Source organism: Photobacterium sp. TY1-4, from assembly GCF_025398175.1.
In the GTDB taxonomy this organism is placed as follows: Bacteria; Pseudomonadota; Gammaproteobacteria; order Enterobacterales; family Vibrionaceae; genus Photobacterium.
Genome location: NZ_CP099734.1, coordinates 235,503 through 258,092, shown reverse-complemented (window position 1 = coordinate 258,092; position 22,590 = coordinate 235,503). Strand labels below are relative to the sequence as shown.

Annotated in this window: 21 protein-coding genes; 5 read left to right on the top strand and 16 right to left on the bottom strand. The window is 58.2% G+C overall.

The window, feature by feature from the left end; all coding sequences use genetic code 11:
* Positions 1-19 precede the first annotated feature (19 nt).
* A complete protein-coding gene (locus NH461_RS01200) occupies positions 20-709 on the bottom strand; it encodes a phosphoglycolate phosphatase (protein ID WP_261601554.1) in 690 nt (229 codons plus the stop codon).
* Entirely contained in the window at positions 706-1,383 is a 678-nt protein-coding gene (rpe, locus tag NH461_RS01195; RefSeq protein ID WP_261601553.1) for a ribulose-phosphate 3-epimerase, read from the bottom strand. The genes NH461_RS01200 and rpe overlap by 4 nt, the downstream gene beginning before the upstream one ends.
* A 237-nt stretch (positions 1,384-1,620) precedes the next feature.
* On the opposite strand from rpe, the gene NH461_RS01190 reads away from it, so the two are divergent.
* On the top strand, positions 1,621-1,845 hold the full coding sequence (locus tag NH461_RS01190; RefSeq protein WP_261601552.1) for a DUF2970 domain-containing protein: 225 nt from the start codon (positions 1,621-1,623) through the stop codon (positions 1,843-1,845).
* 41 nt (positions 1,846-1,886) lie between these two features.
* Here the strand turns inward: NH461_RS01190 and NH461_RS01185 are convergent, their stop codons facing one another.
* The 9 genes from NH461_RS01185 to pilM form a co-directional block, all read right to left on the bottom strand.
* Positions 1,887-2,705, bottom strand: coding sequence for a Dam family site-specific DNA-(adenine-N6)-methyltransferase (locus NH461_RS01185; protein ID WP_261601551.1), 819 nt, complete (start codon positions 2,703-2,705; stop codon positions 1,887-1,889).
* Between the two features lie 108 nt (positions 2,706-2,813).
* Positions 2,814-4,448, bottom strand: a complete 1,635-nt coding sequence (locus NH461_RS01180) for an AAA family ATPase (protein ID WP_261601550.1) — start codon at positions 4,446-4,448, stop codon at positions 2,814-2,816.
* A 14-nt stretch (positions 4,449-4,462) separates the two neighbouring features.
* Positions 4,463-5,542, bottom strand: a complete 1,080-nt coding sequence (gene aroB / locus NH461_RS01175) for a 3-dehydroquinate synthase (RefSeq protein WP_261601549.1) — start codon at positions 5,540-5,542, stop codon at positions 4,463-4,465.
* Between the two features lie 24 nt (positions 5,543-5,566).
* Positions 5,567-6,085, bottom strand: coding sequence for a shikimate kinase AroK (aroK, locus tag NH461_RS01170; protein ID WP_261601548.1), 519 nt, complete (start codon positions 6,083-6,085; stop codon positions 5,567-5,569).
* Between the two features lie 191 nt (positions 6,086-6,276).
* Positions 6,277-7,998 (bottom strand): type IV pilus secretin PilQ, encoded by a 1,722-nt coding sequence (locus NH461_RS01165; protein ID WP_410000102.1) that lies wholly within the window; start codon positions 7,996-7,998, stop codon positions 6,277-6,279.
* A 23-nt stretch (positions 7,999-8,021) separates the two neighbouring features.
* The gene (locus tag NH461_RS01160) at positions 8,022-8,552 is read right to left on the bottom strand and encodes a pilus assembly protein PilP (protein ID WP_261601547.1); all 531 of its coding nucleotides are present in this window, start codon (positions 8,550-8,552) and stop codon (positions 8,022-8,024) included.
* 1 nt (position 8,553) lies between these two features.
* Positions 8,554-9,147: a type 4a pilus biogenesis protein PilO gene (locus tag NH461_RS01155; RefSeq protein ID WP_261601546.1), complete on the bottom strand. Its 594-nt coding sequence runs from the start codon at positions 9,145-9,147 to the stop codon at positions 8,554-8,556.
* Positions 9,144-9,734, bottom strand: coding sequence for a PilN domain-containing protein (locus tag NH461_RS01150; protein ID WP_261601545.1), 591 nt, complete (start codon positions 9,732-9,734; stop codon positions 9,144-9,146). Before NH461_RS01150 ends, NH461_RS01155 begins: the two co-directional genes overlap by 4 nt.
* Complete coding sequence (pilM, locus tag NH461_RS01145; protein WP_261601544.1) at positions 9,731-10,735, bottom strand: type IV pilus biogenesis protein PilM; 1,005 nt, start codon at positions 10,733-10,735, stop codon at positions 9,731-9,733. Before pilM ends, NH461_RS01150 begins: the two co-directional genes overlap by 4 nt.
* A gap of 145 nt (positions 10,736-10,880) precedes the next feature.
* On the opposite strand from pilM, the gene NH461_RS01140 reads away from it, so the two are divergent.
* Positions 10,881-13,421, top strand: coding sequence for a penicillin-binding protein 1A (locus NH461_RS01140; protein ID WP_261601543.1), 2,541 nt, complete (start codon positions 10,881-10,883; stop codon positions 13,419-13,421).
* A gap of 145 nt (positions 13,422-13,566) precedes the next feature.
* Here NH461_RS01140 and oxyR read toward each other — a convergent pair whose 3' ends face one another.
* The gene (gene oxyR, locus NH461_RS01135; protein WP_261601542.1) at positions 13,567-14,508 is read right to left on the bottom strand and encodes a DNA-binding transcriptional regulator OxyR; all 942 of its coding nucleotides are present in this window, start codon (positions 14,506-14,508) and stop codon (positions 13,567-13,569) included.
* Between the two features lie 169 nt (positions 14,509-14,677).
* Here oxyR and NH461_RS01130 point away from each other — a divergent pair, with 169 nt between their 5' ends.
* From NH461_RS01130 to NH461_RS01120, 3 genes are all read left to right on the top strand, one after another.
* On the top strand, positions 14,678-15,409 hold the full coding sequence (locus NH461_RS01130) for a glutathione peroxidase (RefSeq protein WP_261601541.1): 732 nt from the start codon (positions 14,678-14,680) through the stop codon (positions 15,407-15,409).
* 67 nt (positions 15,410-15,476) lie between these two features.
* Complete coding sequence (locus NH461_RS01125; RefSeq protein ID WP_261601540.1) at positions 15,477-16,928, top strand: dihydrolipoyl dehydrogenase; 1,452 nt, start codon at positions 15,477-15,479, stop codon at positions 16,926-16,928.
* A gap of 102 nt (positions 16,929-17,030) precedes the next feature.
* Positions 17,031-17,285 carry a DUF3624 domain-containing protein gene (locus NH461_RS01120; RefSeq protein ID WP_261601539.1) on the top strand — a complete coding sequence of 85 codons (255 nt, stop codon included), beginning with the start codon at positions 17,031-17,033 and terminating at the stop codon, positions 17,283-17,285.
* Positions 17,286-17,389: 104 nt separating this feature from the next.
* On the opposite strand, the gene argH is transcribed toward NH461_RS01120, so the two are convergent.
* The 4 genes from argH to argC all read right to left on the bottom strand — a co-directional run bounded on the left by argH (position 17,390) and on the right by argC (position 22,449).
* Complete coding sequence (argH, locus tag NH461_RS01115; protein ID WP_261601538.1) at positions 17,390-19,267, bottom strand: argininosuccinate lyase; 1,878 nt, start codon at positions 19,265-19,267, stop codon at positions 17,390-17,392.
* Between the two features lie 54 nt (positions 19,268-19,321).
* Entirely contained in the window at positions 19,322-20,536 is a 1,215-nt protein-coding gene (locus tag NH461_RS01110) for an argininosuccinate synthase (RefSeq protein WP_261601537.1), read from the bottom strand.
* Between the two features lie 86 nt (positions 20,537-20,622).
* The gene (gene argB / locus NH461_RS01105) at positions 20,623-21,402 is read right to left on the bottom strand and encodes an acetylglutamate kinase (RefSeq protein WP_261601536.1); all 780 of its coding nucleotides are present in this window, start codon (positions 21,400-21,402) and stop codon (positions 20,623-20,625) included.
* Between the two features lie 33 nt (positions 21,403-21,435).
* Positions 21,436-22,449 (bottom strand): N-acetyl-gamma-glutamyl-phosphate reductase, encoded by a 1,014-nt coding sequence (gene argC / locus NH461_RS01100; RefSeq protein WP_261601535.1) that lies wholly within the window; start codon positions 22,447-22,449, stop codon positions 21,436-21,438.
* Positions 22,450-22,590: the final 141 nt, after the last annotated feature.

Genomic DNA, 22,590 nt, shown 5'->3' with positions numbered 1-22,590 from the left:
GTCAGCACGGCTGACTGTACTAGCTGCCTAGTTTAACCACTTCAGCCAGTTGACTAAAGTGATCCAGCACAATATCGGGATCACTGGCACTGATCGGCTGGCCGTAGTTGTAACCATAGGTCAGACCGACAACATAACATGTGGCCGCTTTGGCTGCCAGAATGTCATTGCGCGAGTCACCGACCATCAACAGCTCGCAGGCAGCGAGGCGGTGTTTTTCCATCAGCCAGTGCAGGGCAAACGGATCCGGCTTTTTCTGCGCGAAGGTATCACCGCCGATCACGTCGACAAAATAGTCGGCAATCCCGTGCTGCGCCAGCAGGTGCGGCAAAAACTGCGCCGGTTTGTTGGTCACAATCGCCATCGGGATCCCGGCGTCGCGCAGCGCATCCAACGTGTCCTTCACGCCCGGATACAGGGCGCTCTGACGGTGGCCGCCTTCATCGTAGAAGCGGTCAAACAGCTGGCGGGCCTCGCGGTGCAGCGCAGGATCCAGACCCGGATCCACCTCGATGCTGCGGCTCAGGGCGCGGCCGAGCATGATCTCGGCGCCGTTACCGATCCAGGTGGTCATCTGAGCGATCGTCACTTCAGGGCGTCCCAGCGCCTGCAGGGTTTTGTTCACAGCATCGGCCAGGTCCGGCACACTGTCCAGCAGGGTCCCGTCGAGGTCGAAGGCAACAAATTTAATCCCGTCAATCATCTTCATGCGCGGGTCACCTTTGCCAGTTCAGCCCGCATTTCATCGATCACGGCTTGATAATCCGGCTGGCCGAAAATCGCCGAGCCGGCCACAAACATATCCGCTCCCGCTTCTGCGATTTCCCGAATGTTGTCGACCTTCACGCCACCGTCAATTTCCAGGCGGATGGTGCGGCCGGATGCCTCGATGCGTCGGCGGACTTCCCGCAGTTTATCTAGGGTGCCGGGAATGAACGACTGGCCGCCGAAGCCCGGGTTGACCGACATCAGCAGGATCATATCGACCTTATCCATGATGTAATCGAGGTAGTGCAACGGCGTCGCCGGGTTAAAGACGACACCGGCCTGACAACCATGCTCTTTGATCAGCTGCAGGGTGCGATCCAGGTGCTCAGTCGCTTCGGCATGGACCGTGATCATGGTCGCCCCGGCTTTGGCAAAGTCCGGAATGATCCGATCCACCGGCTTGACCATCAGGTGAACATCAATCGGCGCGGTGATCCCGTAGTCGCGCAGTGCTTTACAAATCGGCGCGCCAAACGTCAGGTTCGGCACATAGTGGTTATCCATCACGTCAAAGTGCACGACATCTGCACCCGCTGCCAGCACCTTCTCGACATCTTCGCCAAGACGCGCAAAATCTGCAGACAGGATCGATGGAGCGATCAAAAAATCCTTCATGTTCAGCCTCTATACGGTAATTACGGGATCAGAAATCGGCGCAATTCTACCCGATCCGTGCACAGATGTCTTATTTCAAAGGAGCGTTGAATGCTTTCTCGGTCAACGGAGTCGAGCGATTCAGTCAGGATGACTATGCTTGAAGGGGAAGCGTGGCGTAGAGCAGCCGCTTGGCCAACGCAAGTGACGACGATAACGGCCGCATTTCAACTGAAAGGACGGATAAGGAGCAGGGACATGAACAACCAACATCCCCCGCAGCACCCAACCAAACCGGGGAAAACCACACGACCGCTCCTGAGCGCGGCGGCTGCCCTGTTCGGGGTGCAGTCAGAGCGCAACCGACAGGCCGATTTCAGCCAGACTTCGGCCCGGCCGTTTATTGTCGCCGGGATCGTCGGGATTTGCCTGTTTGTGGCGCTGCTGATCGTCATTGTGCGTCTGGTGACCGCTGGCGCCTAGGCGGGCGGTGGTGATGTCAGCAGCATTGATGGTGAACGGCGTTATTGCGGACGGAAAAGCGCCAGCAACTCATCCACTTTGTTGCGACCGCTGCCGTTACGGCTGATGGTCCGCTTCACTTTCACCACCGAGAGCTCGGCCCCGTGGTACAAGCGACGGGTCAGCGTGGTGTCGTGGTTGGAGATCAGCACCGGAATCTCGCGCTCCAGGGCCGCCCGTTCCGCAACATCTGCCAGGGCAGCCTGGTCGTCCAGGCTAAAGCCGTTACCGGCATAGGAGGTAAAGTTCGCGGTGGTCGAGAGCGGTGCATACGGCGGATCGCAGTACACCACGCAGCCCTTGCGGGCCCGGGAAAACGTCTGATGGTAGCCTTCGCACACAAACGTGGCTCGTTTGGCCTTCTCGGAAAAATACCCCATTTCATCTTCCGGGAAATAGGGCTTTTTATAGGAGCCGAACGGCACATTGAAGCCGCCTTTCTTGTTATAACGACACAGGCCGTTAAAACCATGGCGGTTCATGTAGAGGAAATACAGCGAGCGCAGGTACGGATCCTGAGTCTGGTTAAAGGCGGCTCGGATTTCCAGGTATGCCTCTTTACGATTGTATTCCGGGGTAAACAGATCGCGGGCATCGCGGATATAACGCTCCGGCTCGGTCTTCAAAATGTTATACAGATTGATCAGATCCGGGTTGATATCGGCCAGCAGGTACTGCTCAAAATCGGTGTTGAGGAATACAGAGCCCGCTCCGACAAAAGGCTCAACCAGTTTCCGCGCAGGTGGTAAATGCCGCTCGATTTCCTCGACCAGAGAGTACTTGCCTCCAGCCCATTTCAGGAATGCACGATGCTTTTTCATTCAGCTTACCACCACCAGTACCGATATTGTTTCGAAGGGTGGCGGATTGTACCCCATTTCACCCCAACTCTGATACCGGTTCACGTAAATATCTGCCTGTCGCTGCCATTATTTCACCCGATCGATCTCGCGGTGGATTTGCGCATAGGATTTCACCCACGGCTGAACCTGCTGCAACCGGGCCGGCAAACGTGACTCGGCACGCCGGGCAGATACCACGCTCGGATAATCGCCGGTGACGATGATAAACCACGGCTCGCCATTACGGCGGGTTTCATAAATGTTGGCAATCCGGGCGATATCGTATTGGGCGATGAACTGGTTCGCAGCGGTCAGGGATCGCAGCGCCGCCAGCTGCAATGCATAATGCCGGGCGTCTACCGCTTTCAGGGCCACACCCAGTTGCGGCGTCGGCGCAGCAGCCGGTAACGGTGCAGAGACAGGGGCAGCTTCGAGTGCCGGTGCTGACGCCGGAGCCGCTTGTGTCACAGGAGCAGACGGTGATGTTGCGCTTGAATCCGGGTCTTGAGGCGCTGATGCCACCGAAGCAGGTGCCGTGGGTGGCGTCAGTCCGGTTTCCGTGGCAGATGGCACCAAAGCTGCCGCCGCCAGCTCGCCACTGCCGCCAAGCGCCTGCTCGCTCAGCATCGCATCCACCACATCCGAAGGCACGACAACCCGGGGCGGCGTATCACTGCGCCCGACCGTCAGCCCTTCGACAGAAACAGCCGGCGGCAAGCTCCCGGAGTCCTCAACAATCGGCACGCTCCCGGCACGCTGCTGCGTTAAGGCTGGCTGCTTGGTTTCATCTGCCGGTAATGCCAGCGGTGACTGGGATGGCATGTCATCAAACCGTCCGGTCGACAGGGCCGGTTGTGGCGCCTGCGTTTCCCGCGATTCGAGCACCGACAAGGCGGCGATCTCCGGTGCCATCTCAAGATCGGCTTCCCCCGCCGTCGGGGGCTGACTGAAGAACCAGGTGCCAATGCCGGCCACAGCCACCACCAGCAGGGCTAGCATCAGGATCAGGGGAGAAAGTTGACGAGACGATCGACCGGCCATAGTTGTCTGCTCCGTATTCTCTAATTGCATCAAAGCCCCCGGCAAAGGCTCCACCAGCCGGGCCTGCTCCTTCAGGTTGCGCCGACGATTGGCCTCCAGCCGGTCAAACGCAAACACGACTTCAACAAATGTCTGGACTTCCTGTTCGCTGAAATCAGTTATCTCCAGTTCCAGCGGCGTGCTTCCCTGGCCATGCGAAGCCTGGCTCAGGTATTTATCCAACCGCCCCGGCTGGCTGAACAGCAGGACATTGACCTGCCAACCCGGAGTCGCCTTGGCTTTCTGAACCAAGGCCCATAATTCGGCGACCAGTGTGGCACTCAACAAATGCGCCTCGTCGATCACCAACAATAAATTGACCGGCAATCCGCCCACCAGCATATGCTCAAGACTTTGCAGTATTGGGTCTTGTTCGTTAAATACGGGTTGAGGGATCAGTTGCTTGAGCAAAATGGAGCGGTGCTGCGCCAGGCTCTGGGATGGGTGACACAACAGCAGACTCTGGTTGCTCTGCCCGGCCCAAAGTTCCAGGTAGCGCTGCGCCAGCCAGGTTTTTCCCGCGCCGTCACGGCCGGTGATCTGGATCAGATTGGAACTAAATCGGGTCAGGAACTGAACACGGGAAAGAAGCTGGATCTGGCTGTCCACATCCAGCATAGCGACAGCAGTGTCACGAGTCATGGGGGTTCACAACATCAAGATTGAATCACACGACGTAGAATATCATGCGGCACATCCGCAACAACCTCAGCGCACCCGATCGATGTCGGCAACACCAGTCGAAGCTGGCCGGACAAGACTTTCTTATCTCGCATCATGTGTTTCATATAGCAATCGAAATCCATCTCCGCAGGTGCGGCGATCGGCAGGTTGGCCTGCGCAAGCAAACGGATAATCCGCTCGACATCCGCCTGATCCAGTAAGCCGTGTTCACACGCAGTTTGGGCCGCCTGGACCGTCCCGGCAGCGACGGCTTCACCGTGCAGCCAGTTGCCATAGCCCATTTCCGCCTCAATGGCGTGGCCAAAGGTATGACCCAGGTTCAGTAGCGCCCGCACCCCGGACTCTTTCTCATCCGCGGCCACCACATCGGCTTTGATCTGGCAGCAACGCCGGATCGCATACGCCAGAGCAGCGGTATCGAGTGCCTGGAGTTTGGCCATGTTCTGCTCCAGCCAGACGAAAAAGTCGTGATCGGCAATAATCCCGTATTTGATCACTTCCGCCATCCCGGCGGCAAATTCGCGCGGCGGCAGCGTGTGCAGGCAGTGGGTGTCAATCACCACGGCTTTGGGCTGGTAAAATGCCCCGATCATGTTTTTGCCCAGCGGATGGTTCACGGCGGTCTTGCCGCCAACCGACGAGTCAACCTGAGCCAGTAAGGTGGTCGGGACCTGAATAAAGTCCACGCCGCGCTGGTAGCACGCCGCGGCGTACCCCACCACATCCCCAATCACCCCGCCGCCGAGCGCAACCAGGACGACATCCCGGCCGTAATTGCCTTCCAGCAAAAAGGTCATGATTTGGTTAAACGTGTCCAGGGTTTTGAACTGTTCGCCATCCGGCAGGGAAAGAAGGGAAACTTCGCAAGGCAGAGAACGGATGGTCGCCATCACCTGTTCGGCATAAAGTGGCGCCACCGTCTCGTTACTGACCACAACAACCCGTTGCCCACCCTTGATGGCAGAGGAAAACAACGCCGGGTCATCAAATAACTCGGCGCCGATTGAGATGGGATAACTTCTGTCATCAAGATTAACGTGGATCCGTTCCATGGTCAGTATCTCTATTTCAATAAATTATCGTTCTTCCAGCATCTTGATGATTTGGTTCGCCACGACTTTGGCGCTTTGGTCATCAGTGCGGACAACGTAGTCTGCTACCTCTTCATACAAAGGATTACGCTCTTTTGCAAGCTCTTCCAGTACTTCACGTGGTGTATCGGTCTGAAGCAGAGGACGTTTCTTGTCACGCTGGGTACGCGCCAGCTGTTTTTCTATGGTAGTTTCAAGATATACCACGATACCGCGGGCAGACAGACGGTTGCGGTTTTCCTTGCTTTTTACAGAACCACCCCCTGTTGCCAGTACGATTCCTTGCTCTTGAGTCAGATCATCGATCACTTTCTCTTCGCGAACACGGAAACCCTCTTCACCTTCAACATCGAATACCCAGCTGATATCGGCTCCAGTACGCTCTTCAATCACAGTGTCCGAATCCAGGAACTCCATATGCAGCTGCTGTGCAAGATGTCGACCAATAGTACTTTTGCCGGCACCCATAGGCCCGACCAGGAAAATATTTCGTTTTTCAGCCATTTTTAGCAATTTTACGCGCGGTTAATAAAACGACACCGCCCGCAGGCTATCGATTACAAAAGCCCGAGGCGCCAAGTTCCTCACTTTTCATTCGTGATAAGACCGAAAATTATCTCAGGACTCGCTATCACTTGGCAATAGCTAGAGCCATTCATTCCCAATTTAATTCCCGGTCAGAGGCCGCGCCGCAGCTACTGCATGACGATTTTCGGAGTCACAAAGATCAACAGCTCACGCTTGGTAAACTGCTCCAGCTTATGGCGGAACAGCGCCCCCAGCACCGGTAAGTCCCCCAATAACGGGACCTTGCGCATGATGTTATTGATCTGGTGCTGGTAAATCCCACCGAGCACCACGGTCTCGCCATTTTCGACCAGCACCTGGGTGCCGATCCGCTGGGTATCAATGGCAACCGCCTCCCCAGTGCCGGTCTTCACCTCGCTGCCCTTCTTGTCCTGGGTCACCATCAGATCCAGCACCAGTTTATTATCCGGTGTGATTTGCGGCGTGACCATCAGGCTCAGGACGGCCTTTTTAAACCCGACCGAGACCGCACCGCTGGAGGACGCCTCGAGATACGGGATTTCGGTGCCCTGTTCGATATACGCCATCTTTTTGTCCGTGGTCACCAGGCGGGGGCTGGAGATAATTTCCAGCTTTTTCTCCGACTGCAGGGCCGAGAGCTCGAGATCCAGCAAAATATCGCCCATCTTCGCCACCTGAAAAGCGACCCGCGCCGCCCCGGGCTCGGTGGCCCCCAGATTCACATTGAGAAAATCAGTCACGGGTGTATCGCTGCTCTCCAGCAGGCCGGACGAAACGAGATTACTCTCAATCGAGCCGCCGACAGTGGTGTCGCCATTGCTGCCCAACACGCCCCACCGTACCCCGATCTCGTCGACATCATCTTCATTGACCGACACAATCCGGGCTTCGATATGCACCTGCTTCACCGGGATATCCAGCGCGGCCACGATGGCTTTGATTTTGTCGATACGCTCACCCAAGTCATGAATGATCAACGCATTCGTCCGCTCGTCCACATGCAGTGAGCCCCGCTCTGACAGCATACTGGAACCCTCTTCCTTGCCCCGCAACAACTCGGCCAGCTCCGTCGCTTTGGCATAGTGCACCTGAACAATGTCCGAACGCAGCGTCGCCAGTGCCAGTGCCTGTTGCTTCGCTTCCAGCGCCTGCTGTTCACTCAAAGCCAGCTCCTGCTTCGGCGCAATCAGCACCACCGAGTCTTTGACCCGCTTATCCAGCCCCTTGGCCTGCAAAATGATATCCAGCACCTGCGGCCAGGGCACATTGTCGAGCCGCAAGGTCACCGTGCCGGTGACACTGTCGGAGACCACCAGGTTGAAATCGTTATACTCGGCGATCAACTGCAAGACGTTTCGAACGGGTATATCCTGAAAGTTAATTGAAATCGGCTTGCCGCTATAGCTGATTTGCCCGGACGACGCTTCCGTCGGCAGCGCGGTCACCATCACACTGAGCCGCGTCCCTTCCAGGCGATAGTCATAGTGGAAACCGTCGCTCATCGACAGTTTCAGCCGGGTGCCTTTCTCCCCGCGCAGCGTCTCCACCGATGTCACCACAGTCGCAAAGTCCGCGACATCCAGGACATACAGCATGTCATCGTCAATCGCCGCATCGACCAGCTCAACATACAGCTGCCGTCCGACCTGGCGGACATCGACCAGCGCCCGGGTTTTGGCCAGATCAACACTGACTATCCCCCGTCCGTCGCCATCGCGCCGGAAATCAATATCCAGGATCTTATTGTCCACCACCTCAATGGCAGACGCGGATGCCGCCACCAGCCACAGCAACATCCCGGCCGCCCATACTCCGGCGGTGTCCCAACGCCAGCATCCCGCCCTTTTCATGCTCAAATCGCGCTTCATCATGCGTACTTCTCTAATTTTTTCTAACCTGTCGGTTCCGTGCCAACAATCGGTAACGAAACCGTACGCGTCAGCCAGCACCCGGCGCCATCCGGCAGGGTTTCCACCAACTCCAGGCCGTTGCTCCCCACCCGGGTCACCCGGCCATAATTCAAGCCGAGGTAATTTCCCCGGCGTACCTTAACCAGTTGCTGTGTCGGGGTATAAACCAGCGCCCAGCGCCGCTTGCCATCCCCAATCACCCCCTTCATCTCCAGCTGCTCCAGAGCAAACTGCTCCAGCGGCATCGGCTTGCGCTGATCTTCCGGCTGCCAGCATGCCGTCTCTTCCTGCGTTTCCGGCACCCGCGCTTCCGCTCGCGGACGGGCAAACGGCACCCGCTCGTCGGCCAGTACGAACGGATCCGCCCGGTAGACATACTCCGCCGGCAAGGCTTCAGTCTTCGCCGTGGCCTGCAGCGTCGCCTGTGCAATCATCTGCTCTACCGAGCCCTCATTCGCCTGGCACCCCCACAGCAGTCCGGCGATGATCAATCCGCTCCATCGTCCTACCATCCTATCCTCCCTGTTGCGGCGGTTTGAACCGATACGTACTGGCCGAGACCGTCAGCTTTAACAGCACTGACGACGACGGCTCGCTGACCAAATCCAGCTGGAAATCACTCAGGGTGACAATCCGGGACAGCGCTGCCACCGCTGCGGCAAACTGACCGATCTCCTCATAGCTGCCGGTGAGCTCGATACTGATCGGGAGTTCAAAAAACAGCGGGTGCTCCACCGTCGGTGCCCATTCGATCCGTTGAAAATCGAGACCGTTGCGGATCCCGATGTCATTAATGCCGGACAACAGGCTGGCAAGCTCTTTCTCTTCCGGCAGTTGCTGAACGACCTGCTGATACCGGCCGCCCAGCGCCGTCAGTTGCTGGCGGATCAGCGGCAACGCCGCGGCCTGATTGGCTCGGATCACCAGTTGCTGATGCAATCCTGTTTCCCGCTGCTTTAACTCGGCCAGCGTTGCCTGGGAAGGTATGAGCCAAAACCAGTATCCCGCCCCCGCCAACACCAGCGCCAGCACCAGCGCGGCCAGACATTGCGGCAACCGGGGCCAGTCCGCAATTTCATCCAGTTCCAGATCCTGCCATTCGGTCACCGGCTCTCTCCTTGTGCACTCGACCCGATAGCCCCGGCCTGCGCTGGCCTCAACACAAACGAGACATTGAACGCGCTGGTGGCCGGTTCATCCGCTTCGCGACCGGCCAGTATCGAGTGGATGGTCACGTCGCTAATCCAGGGAGACTGCTCAGCCCGGGATAACAACATCGCCAGTTGACCGTTGGAATCCCCCTCCCCCGCCAAAGTTACCCGACGCTCCGCCTGGCTGACGTGATTGAGATACACGCCTTGCGGCACAACCGCCGGTAGCAGATTGAGCAGATGCGTCACTTGGTTCCGGTCCTGCTGGATCTCCTCGATGACCGCCAACCGCTCATGAAACGCCAGCCGCTGCCGCTCCAGCTTGGGCAACATCGACAACTGATGCTCCAAGGCATCAATGGCCTGTGCCAACTGCTGGTTTCGCCCCTGCTGCACGCTGTGCTGCCCGGCCAGGTAGGCCCTGGCGCCCCCGATACCGGCTGCCACCACCAGACAAGTCGCGGCGATCAATGCATAGAAATGCTGACGGTGTTGCTGGCGTTGCCGATCGCGCCAGGGCAGGAGGTTCAGTTTTTCCATCATGGTGCCACTCCCCGCAGTGCCAGCCCGGTCGCCACCGCGTACTGACTGTAGAGATGCTCCCCTGCAATCTCACCCAGCTTTTTATCATTCGGCAGGTAGCGAAACGGATTCAGCCAGCGGACTTCCAGCCCTAATAACCGGGTCAGCAGGCTCTCCGAGACCACATACTGGCCGCCACCACACAGCCAGACACCTTCGAGCGGCGCAGTCGCATGGGTCGAATTGTAGAGCTGGAACTGACGCCGAAGCTGATCCGCCAGTTGCTTGGTCAAGGCTTCGCTTTGTTCAGCATCCGGCATCGTCAGCACCGGCTCGTCCGCCTCCCGGGTCGGCGTCAGCTGTCCGACGCCCCAGGCGATTTCCCGATGATAGGCACCGCTGCCGGCCGCGCGCACCGCAAACTCAGTCAGCCGCTGGCCGATATCCACCACACCCCACTGGCCGGACAGGCCCGACTGCTCGGCCGTAAACGTCGCCAACCAGAGCAACGCATGGGTTTGCAGCTCCATCACGTCCGGCCGTAAGCCGGCCTTTTTCAGGCATGCCACCCGCGGATCCAAGGTGGCCTTGCGTGCGGCAAACACCTGATAGGGCGCTGTTGTCGACAATTCACCGAGCCCCGACGTCACCGCCGGATAAAAATCGAGCCGCAGCTCATCGACCGGAAACGGCGAGGACGCGCTTAACGCCTGGGTCACGGCAAATTCAGCTTCTTCTTCGGTCAGATTGGTATCAAGCTGGATCACCTTACTGATCACCGCGCTGTCCGGTAGCGCTAAAACCGTGCGACGAGCTCCCCGGGGCAGGCTTTTCCGGATTTGACGTATCGCTGACAACAGCCCCCCGACATCCACGGTATGCTGATCATTTAAAATCGGCGCCGTCGGCACGACTTCCGCGAAAGCGACCAGGGCCAGTTGTGATTTCTTCTGGCTCAGCACCACGGCTTTGATACTATGGTGGCCGATATCAATCCCGACAATCAGTGGGTTTTGAAACATACCGTGCTATGCTCCCAGTAGCGGACATGCAATATATTTTTCATCTAAACACCAACCTATAGCGTTAATTTTCTTTGAGTTATCTTTATACTTACTGATTGAAATAGAGTGAACGGTCAAACGATGGTGTAACAGGAATTCTCAAGTGAAGTTCATAAAGCGATTACTTATACTTGCACTGGGTTGCATATTTCTTGGGGTCGGTACAATCTTTGGTTTTTACCAATATGTAAAGCCTGAGCTCCCGGATGTCGCAACACTGAAAAACGTTGAATTACAAACCCCGATGCAGGTGTTCAGTGCTGACGGCAAACTGATCTCCCAATTTGGCGAGAAGCGTCGGATCCCCCTGTCACTTGATGCCATTCCGCCGCAGATGCTCCATGCATTCATCGCCACCGAGGACAGCCGCTACTTCGAGCACCCGGGGATTGACCCGATCGGGATTGCCCGCGCCGCCATCGTCGTCGCCGTCTCAGGCTCTGCCAAGCAGGGCGCCAGTACCATTACCCAGCAGCTGGCCCGGAACTTCTTTCTCACCAATGAAAAAAAGATCATGCGAAAGATCAAAGAGATCTTTATCGCCATTCACATTGAGCAGCTGCTGAGTAAAGAAGAAATCCTTGAGCTTTACCTCAACAAAATCTATCTCGGCTACCGGGCCTATGGTGTCGGTGCCGCAGCACAGGTGTATTTCGGCAAAGAAGTGAACCAGCTGACCCTGGGTGAGATCGCGGTGATCGCCGGTTTGCCGAAAGCCCCGTCGACCATGAACCCGCTCTACTCGATGGACCGCGCCACGACGCGCCGCAATGTGGTGCTAGGCCGGATGTTCGACGAAGGCTATATCAGCCAGGCCGAGCTGGAGCAGGCCCGTTCAGAGCCGATTGTCGCCCGCTACCACGGCGCAGAAATTGAGCTGAGCGCGCCGTACTTTGCCGAGCGTGCCCGGGCCTGGATGATCGAGCGCTACGGCGAGGATGCCTACACCTCCGGGATGCGGATTTACACCACGGTGGATCCGAAACTGCAGCAAGCCGCGCAGACTGCCGCGATCAACAACCTGCTGAGCTACGACCAGCGCCATGGCTACCGCGGTGCCGTCGCCACGCTTTGGCAGCCGAAACAGGCAGCCTGGCCGAGTGAGAAAATCATGGAGCACCTGCGCCAGCAACCCGGCTATGGCACGCTGCAAGCTGCAGTGGTGACCGCCGTAGACAACAAGTCCGCACAAGTGATGACCAAAGACGGGGCCCAGCACACCCTGGCCTGGGACGGCCTGAAATGGGCCCGCCGCTATATGACGGATGAGCGCCAGGGCGCCGCCCCGACAGCAGCGACTGAAATCCTCACCCCGGGTGAGCAAGTCTGGGTCGAGCAGCGGGAGCAGGACTGGGTCCTGAGCCAGGTGCCGGATGCCAACACCGCGTTTGTCGCCGTATCGCCACAAAACGGCGCAGTGAAAGCCATGGTCGGCGGATTCAACTTCGTCCACAGCAAATTTAACCGGGCGACCCAGTCGGTGCGCCAGGTTGGCTCCGGGATCAAACCGTTTATTTATTCGGCGGCACTGGACAAGGGCATGACCCTGGCGACCCTGGTCAACGATGCCCCGATCAACCGCTGGGATCAGAGCATGGGTACCGCCTGGCGGCCGAAAAACTCACCACCGACCTATAACGGTCCGACCCGGCTACGCCTGGGCCTGGCCCAGTCGAAGAACGTAATGGCGGTTCGGGTGTTGCAAAATGTCGGTCTGGACGATGCCATCGGTTACCTGACCCGGTTCGGCTTCAAACGCGAAGACTTGCCCCGCGCCGAAGCAATTGCGCTGGGTGCCGGCAGCCTGACCCCACTGGAAATGGCCCAGGGCTTCTCGGTCTTTGCCAACGGCGGCTACTATGTCGAGCCATACTTCATTGAGCGGGTCGAAGATGCCTATGGCAACCTGATTTACCAAGCCAACCCGAACCAGGTCTGTGACACCGAGTGCCAGCACGGGCAGCAGCAAGCCGGCAATACCGTCACCGCCAGCAAAGCCGTGCTGCACGGCATTGCCATCAGCGAACAAGAACTCAGTGACAGCGGCAGCGCTGACGCAGAGCAGGCCCCGCGCTACGCTCCTCAGGTGATTTCGGAGCAAAATGCTTTCCTGATCCGCGAGATGCTGGAGAGCAATATCTGGGGTGGCGGTGACTGGCGTCACGGCACCGGCTGGAACGGGACCGGCTGGCGCGGCCAGGTTCTGAAACGCCGCGATGTCGGCGGCAAGACCGGTACCACCAACGATTCGAAAGATGCCTGGTATTCCGGGTTCGGTCCGAACATAGTGGCCACCGCTTGGGTCGGTTTTGACGATCACAGCCGCAATCTGGGCCGGACCAGCTGGAACAACAACCTGGACAAAGAGCAAATTTCAGGGGCTGAGGCCGGTGCCAAAACGGCACAGCCGGCGTGGGTCTCCTTTATGGCGCAAGCGCTGGAAGATGTCCCGGTCCAGCGCAAGCAGCTCCCGGAGGGGATCATCCAGGTCCGCATTGACCGTGATACCGGCAAGCTGAGCAACCGGACTGACTTCACTTCGATGTTTGAATATTTCGAAAAAGGCACCGAGCCGACCGAGACAGCCAGCGAGAGCGGTGCCGGGGGTATTTTCGAAGCCGACAGTTCAGATGAACTGTTCTGATTTAAAACAACCGCAGTAATCAAACAGCGCCCCCTGAATGTTCAGGGGGCGCTTTTTTTCATCGCGACCGCGTCGACAATTTGCCGGAAGGGCTAGGTACCAATACCCTGGCCAGCCCTCCCCGGCCAAAGCGTAAAGACAAGCGTTAAGCCGGATCAGAGAGCGCCGATACCGGGTGATCCGCCGCTTCCCGGGCAAACTGCGGCTGCATCTGCTCGCCAATCAGCGCCGCCAGCTTTTCATACCGGCCCCGCAAGGGAGAGCCCGGCCGGTAGGCCAGCACGATCTGGCGGGTCGGCTCGGGAGCTAAGGCCCGGATATAACAAATCCCGTCCCGCTGGCGCGTAGCCGGGGTCGCCAGTTGCGGCAACAAGGTGATCCCGCTGCCCGCTGCGACCATATTACGCAGCGTTTCCAGGCTGGTCGCCTTGAAGCTGCTGTCTTCCTGCGCCCCGACCGCAAAACAGAAGCCCATCGCCTGATCCCGCAGGCAGTGGCCGTCACCCAGCATCAGCAGGGTCTGGCCATTGAGCTGATCCATGGCCAGGCTCTCCCGGGCCGCCCAGGGATGATCCTGCGGCACAGCCAGCACCATCGGCTCATGGTACAGCGGCAGCTCAACCAAATGCTCGGTCTCTTTCACCGCCGCCAGCACAATACAGTCGAGCTTGCCTTCTTCCAGCTGTTGGACCAGCTGGTGGGTCTGGGCTTCATGCAGATACAGCTCCAGCTGCGGAAACGCAGCCTTAAGGTGCGGAATAATATGCGGCAACAGATATGGCCCTACCGTCGGGATAAAACCGATATGCAGCGGCCCGGCCATGCTGTCCCCCTGCTGGCTGGCCAGCTCAGTCAGCACCTTCACTTCCATCAGGATCTTCCGGGCCTGGGCCACCAGGCTGAGGCCGGCGTCGGTAAACAGCACCCGGCGACTGGTGCGCTCGAGCAGCGAGACACCCAACTCATCTTCCAGTTTTCTGATCTGCCCGCTCAGCGTCGGCTGGCTGACAAAACACGCCTCCGCCGCCTTGCGAAAATGCTTGTGCTCCGATAATGCCACCAGATATTCAAGATCGCGGATGTTCATGACGCCTCTTTTGTCCATAGAATAAAACTATCAAAACCATAGCAGCAAACGATTAGAACTATCAATGGCTTCGCGACATAATTCTCCCATTAAAACGGAGCGGGATGAACAAAGCTCCGGTTGTAACCACAAAACAAATGACATATTCATCAAATTAAGGGGAAACATTATGTTTGCATCTAAAGAAGGCCAAGCCGTCCCACAAGTCACGTTCCGCACTCGCCAGGGCGATCAGTGGGTGGATGTCACCACTGCCGAGCTGTTCGCAGACAAAACGGTGATTGTCTTCAGTCTGCCGGGCGCCTTTACCCCAACCTGTTCATCCAGCCACCTGCCACGCTACAACGAGCTGGCCTCAGTCTTTGCCGAGCACGGTGTCGATGACATCCTGTGTGTTTCCGTCAACGACACGTTCGTGATGAACGCCTGGAAAGCCGATCAGGAAGCCGACAACATCACCTTTATCCCGGATGGGAACGGTGAGTTCTCCCAAGGCATGGGCATGCTGGTCAGCAAAGAAGATCTGGGCTTCGGCGCACGTTCATGGCGCTACAGCATGCTGGTGAAAAACGGCGTGGTGCAGAAGATGTTCATCGAGAACGACGAGCCGGGCGACCCGTTCAAGGTTTCCGATGCCGATACTATGCTTAAGTACATTGCCCCGGAGCACCAGCTACAGGAGTCAATTACGGTCTTCACCAAGCCGGGCTGCCCGTTCTGTGCCAAAGCCAAGCAGAGCCTGATTGACCACAACCTGCAGTATGAAGAAGTGATCCTGGGTAAAGATGCCACCACAGTCAGCCTGCGTGCCGTGACCGGTCGCAGCACCGTGCCGCAAGTCTTCATCGGGGGCCAGCACATTGGTGGCAGCGAAGAGCTGGACACCTACCTGAGCGCCTAACCGGTCAGCAATTTTGCAGGGCCGCTTGGCCCTGCCTTTTATCGGCAGTGTGATTGGAGAGATAAGAATGAAAACCCTGAATGTAGATGTGGCAGTGATTGGCGGCGGGACAGCCGGCCTCGGTGCTTACCGTGCGGCCAAGGCGCATACAGACAGCATCGTGATGATTGAAGGCGGCCCGTACGGCACCACCTGTGCCCGTGTCGGCTGCATGCCGTCCAAGCTGCTGATTGCGGCAGCGGAAAGCGTTCACCAGATCGAAAAAGCGCCGGGCTTTGGCATCCACCCGCAAGGCGAGATCCGGATCAACGGCCGTGAAGTGATGGATCGGGTCAAACGCGAGCGGGACCGTTTCGTCGGCTTCGTGCTGGAAGGTGTGGATGAGATCCCGGCCGAAGACAAAATTGCCGGCTATGCCCGGTTTATCAATGACACCACCCTGATGGTGGATGACCATGCCCGGATTGAAGCCAAGCGCATTGTGATTGCAACCGGCTCCCGCCCGGCCTACCCGGCGGTCTGGAACGAACTGGGCGATCGCCTGATCATCAATGATGACGTCTTTGAGTGGGACGATCTGCCCCGCGCCGTAGCGGTGTTTGGTCCCGGCGTGATCGGTCTGGAGCTGGGTCAGGCACTCAAACGCCTGGGCGTTGAAGTGGTGATGTTCGGCTTAGGGGGCCAGGTCGGCCCGCTGACGGACCCGGCAATCATGGCTTATGCCGATTCAGCCTTTAATGAAGAATTCTATCTGGATGCGGATGTCAAAGTCGAAAGCATGAAACGCGACGGCGACGAAGTTGAGATCCAGTACCTGGACAAACAAGGTGAGCTGGCCGTGATCCGGGTGGATTATGTGCTGGCCGCGACCGGCCGCCGACCGAATGTCGACAAGCTGGCGATTGAAAACACCAACATGGCCCTGGATGAGCGCAGTGTCCCGGTGGCGGACCACTTCACGCTGCAAACCTCGGTCGAGACGATTTTCATTGCCGGTGATGCCAGCAACCAACTGCCTCTGCTGCACGAAGCGGCGGATCAGGGCCGGATTGCCGGAGACAATGCGGGCCGCTTCCCGGATATCCGTGCCGGTCTGCGCCGCTCGAAAATTTCTGCCGTGTTCTCTGATCCGCAAATTGCGCTGGTCGGGGAAACCTACAAAGAAGTCAGCGAGCGCCTCGGCAACTGTGGCTGCTTCGAAACCGGTGTCGTCTCATTTGAGAACCAGGGGCGCTCCCGGGTGATGCTGCGCAACAAAGGCCTGCTGCACGTTTACGGTGAACACGGTACCGGCCGGTTTCTCGGTGCCGAAATGATGGGACCGAATGCCGAACACCTGGCTCACCTGCTGGCCTGGGCGCACCAGAACAAAATGACCGTCGCCGAGATGCTGGACATGCCGTTCTATCATCCGGTGATTGAAGAAGGGGTCCGGACCGCGCTGCGCGATCTTAACGCCAAGCTCCACCTCGGTCCGCAGATGGTCAAACACTGCCTTGACTGCGGCCCGGGCTGCTAACCAGTTCCAACACTCTTGCACTGCCTTGCACGATGATTTGCCCTCCTCCGGAGGGCTTTTTTCCAGTACACTCTGAAGTCTTCCCCGTTTGAGGAGACAAACATGGGTTGTCCTCACTGCCACCACTCACAGGTCTTTCGCCGCAAACTCGGCCGTTGCCGCCGCTGTATTTTGCAACTGATCCTGCTCAGCACCCTGAGCTGGTGTGCCTGGTTCTATTACTACCTGCCGACGCCGACCCAGGTGGAGTCCATCACCCTGCTATTTGCCGCCAGCGCCTTCAGCCTGTTACTGCTGGCCCATGGCGTGGCTGCCCTGGCACGTAAACGCAGTCCCCGTCCATCCCCGTCCCGCTGAAAAAAAACCGGCCGCGATACCAGAGGCATCGGGCCGGGGTCGGACTAGAACTAGGACTCAAAAATTCAGTTCAATATCATATTTGATGTCCTTTCAGCGATCGGTCAGGCCACGTTGACCGTCGGAATGGACTGCTCTTTATCAAGCCGCACTTCCAGCGCCACCTCATCACAGGCATGCTGGCGCGGACAACGGTCGCAATCTTTCATCACTTTCTCCGGCAACAGCGATTTCGAGGTCGGAATAAAGCCCTGCTTCATAAAGAACTCCGGCACCCGGGTCAGCACGAAGACTTTCTTGATCGCCATCTGATCCGCTTTTTCAATCAGGTGATCGACAATAGCTTTCCCTTGTCCCTGATGCTGCCAGCCGGCTTCAACCCCCAGCGAGCGAATTTCCGCCAGCCCCGAGTCATACACATAGAGCGATGCGCACCCGGTCACCGTGCCATGATGCTCGGCCACCGCAAACGAGCCGATATCCCGCACCAGTTCGTTGCGCATCCGCGGCAGATTTTCCCCCAGCCCGGCCCAGTACGCGACCATACCTTCAATCGCATCGAGATCGGTCAGGCGGGCACCACGAACCTTCACGCCCGGGGTATAGCGTTTTTCCAGCCGCTTCTCAGCCTGGGAAATCGCATAATCCACCTGGTTCGGCGCGACCCCACCCAGGGCGCAGCGTTTTTCCAGACACGACTCGATGGTCAGGATCGGATAAACATCATCATCAATCACCGCCGAGAACGACTTCATCTCGGCCAGCGACATCTCTTCCAATGCACAACCTTTGGCAATCGCCGCCACCACAGCGACCCCGACGATATGGTGCGCTTCACGGAACGGAATCCCCTTGGCGACCAGATAGTCCGCCAGCTCGGTGGCGTTGGAATAGCCCTGCATCGCGGCTTCCAGCGTCCGCGCCTGGTTGACCTTGATCCCTTCAAAGCACAGCGCGGCCATTTCCATACAGTCATGCCAGCTGTCGAGCGCGTCGAACAGGCCTTCCTTGTCTTCCTGCATGTCCTTGTTATAGGCCAGCGGCAGCGCTTTCACCGTCATCATCATTCCGGCCATCGCGCCGTAAACCCGGCCGCATTTACCCCGGATCAGCTCCAGGGCATCGGGATTTTTCTTCTGCGGCATCAGGGATGAGCCGGAGGTGACCGTATCGGCCAGCTCGATAAAGTTCGACTCACCCGAGTTATAAAAGATCAGATCCTCAGCCATCCGGGACAGGTGCAGCATCGAGATCGACGCCGTCGACAACAGCTCCATCACATGGTCGCGATCGGACACCGAGTCCAGGCTGTTGCGGGTTGCCCGGTGAAAACCCAGACTGTGGGCCAGCGCTTCCCGATCAATCGGGTACGCCGTCCCGGCCAGTGCGCCCGAGCCAAGCGGACAGGTGTCCAACCGGTTCAGCGCATCCTGCAACCGCGAATGATCCCGCTCGAACATCTCAACATAGGCCAGGCACCAGTGGGCAAACGTCACCGGCTGTGCCCGCTGCAGGTGGGTGTAACCCGGCAGCACCGTGCCCTGGTTCTCCCGCGCCACTGACACTAACTGACTTTGCAGCTTATCGAGCATCATCAGCAGTTGCTGGCCCTGCTGGCGACACCACAGCTTGAGGTCGGTCGCCACCTGATCGTTACGCGAACGCCCGGTATGGAGCTTTTTGCCCAAATCCCCGACCTTGCCGATCAGTTGCTGCTCGACCCAGCTGTGGATGTCTTCGGCATCCGAATGCAGGATCTGCTCCGGATCTTCCATCACCGCCAGCTTCAGCTCGTTCAGCGCCAGCTCCAGCCGCTGCTGCTCGTCCTCGGTCAAGACGTTGACCTGACGCAGTGCCTTTGACCATGCAATGGAGCCAACGATATCTTGCTCCGCCAAGCGGTAATCAAAGCGCAGGGAATCGTTAAACTCTTTGAACCGTGTGTCTGCTGCCTGACTAAAACGTCCGCCCCATAATGCCATGGTACTTCTCCTATGTTTCGCTATTCGACGTGTCTCATTGCTTGCGGTGTAGGGTTATTTATTTTTCTTCTGTTCGTTCAGCGCGCGGATCCGGCTGGCCAGCGAGTACAGGCGGATAAAGCCTTCCGCGTGGCTGTGATCGTACACTTCATCTTCGCCGAAGGTCGCAAACTCTTCCGAGTACAGGCTGTTGAGCGAGCGCTTCTGCACCACGGTAGCCTGCCCTTTATACAGCTTCACCACAACCTCACCGCTCACATCTTGCGCCAACTCTTGCGCGGCAGCCAGCAGCGACTTACACAACGGCGTGAACCAGCGACCGTCGTAGATCAGGTGCGAGGCTTTCAGGCCCAGCGACTCACGGAATTCAAACGATTCCTTGTCCAGCACCAACTGCTCGACCGCACGCAGGGCTTCGTTCATGATGGTGCCGCCCGGAGTTTCGTAACAGCCGCGGGATTTCATCCCGACCAGACGGTTCTCGACGATATCGATCCGGCCGACGCCGTGCTCAGCACCCTTGGCGTTAAGGTAGGTCAGTGCCTGCAGCGGCGACATGGCTTCGCCGTCCACGGCAACGATTTCGCCCTTATCGACCAGAATTGAAACGGTTTCCGGGGTGTTCGGCGCATCCTCAGGATCTTTGGTCCAGACCCAGCACTGCTCATTCGGCTGGTTCCAGGTATCTTCCAGCACGCCGCCTTCGGTCGAAATATGCCAGGCGTTGGCATCCCGGGAGTAGATTTTCTCCAGCGATGCGGTACACGGGATCTGACGCTCAGCCAGGTAATCCAGCAGGGCTTCACGGCTGCGCAGATCCCACTCCCGCCACGGGGCAATCACGGTCAGTTGCGGCGCCAGCGCGGCGTAAGCACTTTCGAAACGCACCTGGTCATTGCCCTTCCCGGTACAGCCGTGGCACAGGGCATCAGCACCCACTTCCAGCGCACATTCAACCTGGGCTTTGGCGATGATCGGCCGGGCCATGGAGGTCCCCAGCAGGTATTTGCCTTCGTAAATCGCGCCGGTTTTCAGGCTCGGATAAATATAGTCAGCCACCATCTCATCTTTCAGATCGGCGATGTAGCAAGCCGAAGCACCGGAGGCCAGCGCTTTTTCTTCAATCCCTTCCAGCTCCGCTTCACCCTGGCCGACATCGGCGACAAACGCCACCACTTCACAACCGTAGTTCTCTTTCAGCCAAGGGATGATGGCTGAGGTGTCCAGACCGCCGGAATAGGCCAATACAACTTTCGTTACCTTACTCATAATGCTCTCCTGCTTGCCTGCTCGACGGTCACCGCGCTCAGGCGTATTGAATCAATCAAAAAAATGATGGGGTGGAGCCAACCGGCTCACACTGCAAATTTAGTCCCGATGCTTTGTCCTTCGAACAGCTCGGCGAGTTTGTCGGGGTAGCGCCAGGTGGCGACTTCAATCGGCCGGCCCAGCGCCTTCGCCGCTTCAAAAGCCGCCCGGACCTTGACCACCATGCCGTCGGTGATCACCGCCTGGGCAATCAGGGCCTCGGCCTCGGATTCATTCAGGGCCGCAATCAGCCGTCCTTTGCCATCCAGCACGCCGCTGACATCCGACAGCAGTACCAGTTCGGCTTCCAGTGCCGCGGCCACGGCAACCGCCGCCTGATCCGCATTGACGTTCATCAGCGCACCGTGGCTGTCGAGGCCAATTGAGCTGATGATCGGCAGATAGCCTGCGGCCATCACCTGCTTCACCAGCGTGCTGTCGCCCGGCGCTGCTTTGCCGACCGAGCCCAACGCCGGATCCAGCTCGCTCACCTGACACAGCCCGCCATCGGCCAGACTCAGGCCCACTGCCGCCACGCCGGCTTTGATCGCCTGGCCCTGCAGCAATTTATTGGCCGTCCCGGCCAGTGCCCCGGCAATGAACGGAATTTGATCTTTCGGCGTCACCCGCAAGCCATCTTTCTTCACCGTCTCGAGCTGCATTTTCGTCATCAGCTCATCCACCAGATACCCGCCGCCATGGACCAGCAACAGCGGACGCTGCGCCTGCTCGCGGTACTGGCTAATCGCATTGAACAGCTTCTCCAGGGTCTCAGTACATGACAGTGCTGCGCCCCCTAACTTAATCACCAACGGAACCCGATTCATGGTGCTCTCTCCTCAACCCATACCAGCCTGCCCTTACACCAGGGCAGTTAACGGCGCGAAACCATTTCGAATGTTTATGCACTGCATCGCCTGAGACGATGCGCCTTTCAATAAATTGTCAATCGCAGATGTTAAGATAATGTGCTCATCCTGTACCTGCCAGCCGATATCACAGAAGCAGGTATTCACCACATCCTGCAGCCGGGCCGGTTGCTCACCGAGCAAACGCACCGCATTGGGCTCGTCCTGCCCGGTATAGGCCTGGGCCATCGCCGCACTGACTTCGCCCGTGCCGACGCCATCGGCCAGCTTGGCGGTGATGGTGGCCAGGATCCCGCGCTTAAAGTTGCCCAAATGCGGGGTAAAAATCACGTCGCAGTCCAGGTGGGTGGCGATTTCCGGTTGGTGGCGGTGGCTGAACAGCCCGTAAGCCTGCAGGCTGACTTCGCAGAAACTGTTGACCATGCTGGCCTTGCGCCCGGCACCGGAGACACCGCTGACCGCATTGATCACCGGCCACTGGGTAGTGTCAAGCAGCTCGCCTGCCAACAGCGGTTTCAGCGCCATTTGCGCCGCCGTCGGGTAACATCCCGGCACTGCCACCAGCTGCGCCTTGGCAATCGCGTCCTGGTGCCACTCAGCCAGGCCATACACCGCCTGCGCCAGCCACCCCGGATGCTGATGTTCAAAGCCGTAGTAGCGGGTATAGAATTCATCCCCTTCCACCCGGAACGCCCCTGAGAGATCAAATACCTGACAGCCGGCAGCCAAAAACACCGGGGCCAGGTCGTGGCTCACTTCATGGGCCGTGGCCAGCAGGACGATGTCGGCTTGCGCAGCAACCGCCTGCGGGTCGGCCAAAGGCTGGAGCGGCAGATCGACGATCCCTTTCAACTGACCATGCAACTGACTGATGGGCTTGTGGGCATCCTGGCTCCCGGCGGAAACAAACAGGCCGGCCAGATGCAACTGGGGATGGCGAGCCACCATGCCGGCCAGCTCTGCGCCGGTATAGCCGCTGGCACCGATAATAAAGGTGTTCAACATAACTGATTCCGTATTTTTGACTTTCAGGGATTTTAGTACTGTGCTGTGAAACAGCCGTGACGGGGTGCAAGCGCACCAGGCGATGAGACTTAGCGTCGTCGGAGGGAAAGTGAATTGTGAATGCTCGCCTGGCTCATGTTA